Source organism: Streptomyces sp. NPDC058240 (genome assembly GCF_042882135.1).
Lineage (GTDB): Bacteria > Actinomycetota > Actinomycetes > Streptomycetales > Streptomycetaceae > Streptomyces.
Genome location: NZ_JBHVWT010000114.1, coordinates 1 through 5,269 on the forward strand (window position 1 = coordinate 1; position 5,269 = coordinate 5,269).

At 70.6% G+C, this 5,269-nt stretch carries 4 protein-coding genes and 1 pseudogene; 2 read left to right on the forward strand and 3 right to left on the reverse strand.

Annotation, left to right across the window (positions count from 1 at the left end):
• Positions 1–933, forward strand: a 933-nt coding sequence (locus ACFVX4_RS41450; protein ID WP_389988513.1) for a helicase associated domain-containing protein, incomplete at its 5' end; no start/stop codon positions are given.
• A 23-nt stretch (positions 934–956) separates the two neighbouring features.
• Here ACFVX4_RS41450 and ACFVX4_RS41455 read toward each other — a convergent pair.
• From ACFVX4_RS41455 to ACFVX4_RS41465, 3 genes are all read right to left on the reverse strand, one after another.
• Positions 957–1,589, reverse strand: coding sequence for an AAA family ATPase (locus ACFVX4_RS41455; protein WP_389988515.1), 633 nt, complete (start codon positions 1,587–1,589; stop codon positions 957–959).
• 124 nt (positions 1,590–1,713) lie between these two features.
• Entirely contained in the window at positions 1,714–3,516 is a 1,803-nt protein-coding gene (locus ACFVX4_RS41460) for a Mu transposase C-terminal domain-containing protein (protein WP_389988518.1), read from the reverse strand.
• A 58-nt stretch (positions 3,517–3,574) separates the two neighbouring features.
• Positions 3,575–4,867 (reverse strand): AAA family ATPase, encoded by a 1,293-nt coding sequence (locus ACFVX4_RS41465; RefSeq protein WP_389988521.1) that lies wholly within the window; start codon positions 4,865–4,867, stop codon positions 3,575–3,577.
• Between the two features lie 306 nt (positions 4,868–5,173).
• On the opposite strand from ACFVX4_RS41465, the pseudogene ACFVX4_RS41470 reads away from it, so the two are divergent.
• Positions 5,174–5,269, forward strand: a pseudogene (locus ACFVX4_RS41470) (transposase); the annotation flags it as partial.

The following is a 5,269-nucleotide window of genomic DNA, read 5'->3' on the forward strand; positions in this document are numbered from 1 at the left end:
AAGGAGACCGGGGCGCAGCAGTTGCGGGTGCCGTACGACTACGTCACCCCCGATACCTGGGTTCCGGCCGGGTTCCCGCTCGGGACCTGGCTCGCTGACCAGCGGAAGTTCCACAAGGCGGGGAGTCTGGATGCGGGGCGGGTCGAACAGCTCGGCGGGCTGGGCATGGTGTGGTCGCACCAGGACGTCGCGTTCGAGGAAGGCCTCTCAGCCGCCCGCGCCTGGGCGGCCGTGCACGGGCATCTGTTGCCACCCGCCACCGCGGTATGGGACGGATACCCGGTCGGGACCTGGACCAAGAACCAGCGCTTCGCCGCCCGGGCTGCGGACACGGTCGTGCAGCGGCGGGAGGCTGGCCTGGCTGTCGAGACCAGTGCGGGTGCCTTGACCGAGACACGGCGGGCGGCGTTGGAGGAGATCGACCCGGGGTGGTGCCCGGTATGGGACACGGGCTGGCAGCGGTGCTTCCGGCTCGTCCAGAACCTGCTCCAGGACGGCGGGGTCTTGCCGGTGGTGGTCGGCAAAGTGATCACGCAGGGCGAGGACCTCGGAAGGTGGGTCACGGCGCAGCGGCTCGGGTGGGAACAGCTCCTTCCCGCACAGCAGTGGCTGCTGGAGAACGTCTTGGGGATCGAACCCGCCGAGGAAGCAGAACGGCCGGTGAAACGGACACAGGACACCATGTGGGCCCTCAACCTGCGTGCGGCACAGCAGTTCCACGCCCGCGAGGGGCACTTGCGGGTGCCTCGGAAGCACGTCGAATACCTGGAGGGCGTGGCGGAGGGCACGGCAGGCCCGTCGGGCCATCAGGCAGGCGCTGACGGGGTCGTGGTGGTCAAGCTCGGCACATGGCTCGACAACGTCCGCAAACGCGCCACGAAGCTCACCGAACAACGCCGCGCCGACCTCGACGCGCTTGGCATGCGCTGGTAAAGCGGGTGGTAGTCGGGTGGAGGCTATGTGCCTGATCCGAGGCGGCTGAAGGCCCAGCGGAGGACTTCTTGGTCGACGCGGGGGCGGCCGGTGCGGTTCAGGGCGGTGTGGGTGTGGGCGGTGAGGCGGGCCCAGTTGCGGAAGTTGCCGTGGGCGGCGCGGCTGTCGGCGTAGGTGATGTCCTCGGGGTCGGCGTCGGCCCAGATCGGGTGGTAGAGCGGGATGGTCTCGAGGACTTCGTCGGTGGTGAGGCGGGTGAAGCGCTGCCAGATGAAGATGCGGGAGGACAGCATCGGTTCTTTGCGGAGGGTGGCGTGGCAGCCTTCGCCTCCGACGAAGATGACGGCGAGCTGGGTGTAGGGGTCGTCCCAGAGGTAGCGGATGTACTCAAGTTGGTCGCTGGAGAGCCACTGTGCCTCGTCCAGGACGAGGGTACGCGGGTGGGCGGCGAGCGTTGCCTTGAGGAGGTGGTCGAACTCGGTGGCGTAGCGCGGGGGCTGGCCTGGTAGTTCGAGGGCGGTGTGCAGTTCGTGGCGTACGGCGCGGGTGGTGGTGCGTGGAAGGTGATGCGGCGGATGTCTTCGCTGGTTTGGAGTTCGCGTAGGCAGCTGGTGACGGCGACGGTTTTGCCGAAGCCGGCGCCGCCGTGGATGCACATCATGGCGCGGGCGTTGATGGTGTCGGTGAGGTTCTCCCGGGCGGTGAGCAGGGCTCGGGTGGTGACCAGGCGGGCGTCGGGCAGGGCGGTGTACTGGTCGGTGGGTGCGGGTGGCAGGCGGGTCATGGGGTGGCCTCCTGGTCGTGGTGTTCGGGGGCGGGGGTGGGGGGTCGGGTGCGGGCTTTGAGGCTGTCGGGGGTGGCCCAGTCGGCGGATGGTGGTGCGGGCGGGATCAGATCGGGCAGCGCCAGCGCTGTGAGGTCGGCTTCCTCGTAGCGGGATAGCTCCCGGGTGGCTTCGGTGGCGGTGATCGTGTTCAGGCGCAGCGCGGGGGTGGGGGTGGTGGCGGGGGCGAAGCGTTCGTGGCGGAGTCGTTCGGCGGCCTTCGCGTCGGCGCGCAGGCGTCGGGCGCGTGTGTTGCGGGCGTGGCGCAGAGCGGTGAGTTGTTCGTCGGTGGCCTGGTCGGCGAGGTGGGCGGTGCCGAGGTGGTGGCCGTGGGGGTCGCAGACTTCGATCTCGTGGGTGTGGTGGGGCATGAAGCGCACGGTGACCTTGCGGCCGGCCTGCCCGGTCATCCAGTCGGCGAGGTAGGAACGGTTGCGGAACCTGAGGCCGTGGCTGGTGAGGGTGCGGGTGCGTGCGTCGTCTTCGAGGGTGAAGGACCACAGGTCCGCGGCAGGGATCTCTCGCAGCGGGGTGGGGTCGGTCTGCCAGGCTTGCAGTGGGGTGTCCCCGTGCAGGCTCTCGGGGTGGTGTTTGGTGTTCCACCAGGTCGCCCAGGACAGGAGTTCTGTGGTGAAGGCCTGGAACGTCATGGGCGGCCCGGTGGGAGGCGGGTCGGGACGTTTGCGCGGGGGTTGTTTGGGGGGTTTGCGGGGTGTGGGGGTGTAGCCGGGCAGGGCGGCGAAGAGCATCGTGGTGGCGCAGTGGTTGAGGTTCTCGATGCTGCCCTTGAGGTGCGGGCTGTAGGGCGGCAGGACGGTGATGTCGGAGTCCAGGGCGGTCAGGGCAGCGGTGACGGTGCGGGAGAGGAAGTCGCGGCCGCGGTCGAAGCGTACGTGGGCGGGGAGCCCGCCGAAGGGGCCGTACGGATCGGTGGGGACGATCGCGGAGCGCAGCGCGGCCAGGACCGAGGCGCGGGTCGGAGTGCCGGGGGTGACGGCGAGGCCGGTGATGGCCTTGGTCGCGCAGTCGATGAACCACGTGACGAAGGGGTGGACGAGAGTGCCGTCGGCGTCCACGCGGAGCGGGGCCTGGACGTGGTCGGCCTCCCACACCTCGTTGCGCCACATCCGCGGGCGTGTGGCGAACACATCGTGGGCGCGGGCGGCCTGGTGGCCGTGGCGGTATCCGGCCCTCTCCCCTGCGGTCAGGTCCCGGCGCACCGCGCGCAGGAACGTCGCCAGCGACGGGACCGGGTCCAGCAGCGGAACAGCCGCAAGCGGGGCACCGCCCGGGAGCGCGCTGCGGGGCGGGCGGGGTAGTGGCGCGGCCGGGCCAGAGGCGGAGGCGTCGGTGTCGGTGTCTGCCGGTGGTGGAGGTGGGGTGGCTGGGGTGGGGGCCTGGCGGGCGCGGGCGAGGAGTTCGCGGTGGACCGCGGAGGCGTTGCCGTGCCAGTACGCCAGCAGCACCCGCAGCTCGGGGGTGATCTCGAAGCGGTCGGGACGGCGGGCGCCGGGAGCGGCGGTGGCGGGTGTGGTGGTGGCCTCGGCCAGCCACCGCCATACGGTGCGGTCGGAGACGTTCAGGCACTGCGCCGTGGTGTGCACGTGGGCGCGGGTGAGACGGCGCTCGGCGCGCAGCGCGAGCAGATGCCGTACGGCTGGGGCGCGCAGGGCGGTCAGCGACACCGCGTCCAGGGCGGGCCCGGCCTCGTCGGGCGCGGACGCCGGGGTGGGGGTGGTGTGGGAGGGCGTGGTGTTCATCGTGGTCCTTCCCGCGCGTGCGGGGGCTGCCCGGCGTGGAGGCGGGCAGGGGTGTGGGTCAGGGGCGCGGGCCAAGGCGGGCGCAGGCCTGGGCCAGGAGGGCAGCATCGACCGTGTGCTCGGGGTGACGGTCCAGAGCCGCGTACGCGTGGGAGGTGATCTTCGCCCAGGTGCGGAAGTTGCCGTGTGCGCACGTCTCGTCCGTATGCAGCAGATCGGTGTCGGTCGCGGTGTCCCACAAGGGGTGGAACAGGCGGAGCATGCCAGTGACTTGAGCGGTTTCGAGGCGTGGCACGTGCTGCCAGGTCAGTACCCGTGAGGCCAGAGCGGGAGCGCGTGCAAGGGTGCGCTCGGCGCCGGCACCGCAGAACACGAGTGAGGTCTGGGTGGTGGGGGCGTCGGCGAGCAGACGCAGGTAGTCCAGCTCGGGGGCGGCGATGCGCTGGACATCGTCGATGACCAGCACACCCGGAGCCTGGAACGCTTCGAACAGCGCACGGTCCACCGCGTCCGTGCGGTTCGTCAAGGCGGTGGCGGGCAAGCCGAACGCGGTGAGCAACGCGGCCCGCAGCTGCGGCAGCGCCGGCTTCACCGCCACCAGCGCATGGTGCACCGGGACACGGCGCGGCAGCAGGCGCAGCGCCTGATGGACCGCAACCGTCTTACCGTGCCCCGGATCCCCGTACACGCACACGACCCCGTGCGCGGCCACGGTATGGGCGATCGCCTCGGTGACCGTGCCGAGTTGCCGGGTGGAGACCACATGCGCGCCCGGCACGTACAGACGGATGCCATCCCCCGGCGACGCGGGCCGGGTCACGGGGTCGGTAACCGTCGCGTCGGCCTGTTCCACGCCGGAGACGGGCGGGGCCTGACCGGTCTCATTGACCGTTCCCGGCAGAGCCAGCTCGGCCAGGGCCCGGTCATAGCGGTCGGGATCCACGTGCCGTTTCCCTGGGCGCGTGCTCTGAAAGACCCGGCCCGCCCGGCGTTGCTCGCGTACCGCCCGGTGCATGGTCGCCAGCGAAGGCAGCGGCCCGGGCAGGACGGAGTCGTCATCTGCTTGGGACAGCTGCCGGTGCAACTCGGAGACGTTCCCGTCCAGCTCTTCGAGCCGGGTCCACAGCGTGTCGTCGAGCAGGAACCCTCCACGCCGGTAGGCCGGCTCGGTCTGGCCCTTACGGGCCCTCGCGAGCCAACGCCAGGCCGTGCGTACGGACACTCCGGCCGTCTGGGCCGCGATCCTGACATGGACCGATTCCAGCGTGCCGGCCCCGTCCAGCGCGAGAAGCCGGCGTACCACGACCTGGCGTACCAGTCCTTTGTCCTGCGAAGGCGACGCGAGCGACATGGTCTGGGCGGCAGCACGCCCCGTACCCGAACGCTCCCTCGGACGGGGGGCCGCAGACAACGACGGTTGAGCAGTCATGCCCACCAGCACACCCGGGCGCCCCGACACCGTGCACAGGAATGAGCATCTACACGTCAGCCAGCCATCAGCTGTGCTACACGGAACACGCAGTGCGTGACAGCCATTTAGTCACTCCATGACAGCCAGGACCATAAGTAGCAGGCCGGAAAAGCGGCAGCTCAGCACACTGTTTTCCCGTATCAGCCCTGGTGACACCCAACCCACTGACACCACCCCACCCACCCACACGGCACCCGGGCCAAGACGGTGCTGACCGACGTCGGCCCGGTCGAGATAGTCGTGCCGCGCGACCGGGAAGGCAGTTTTGAGCCGCGGATTGTC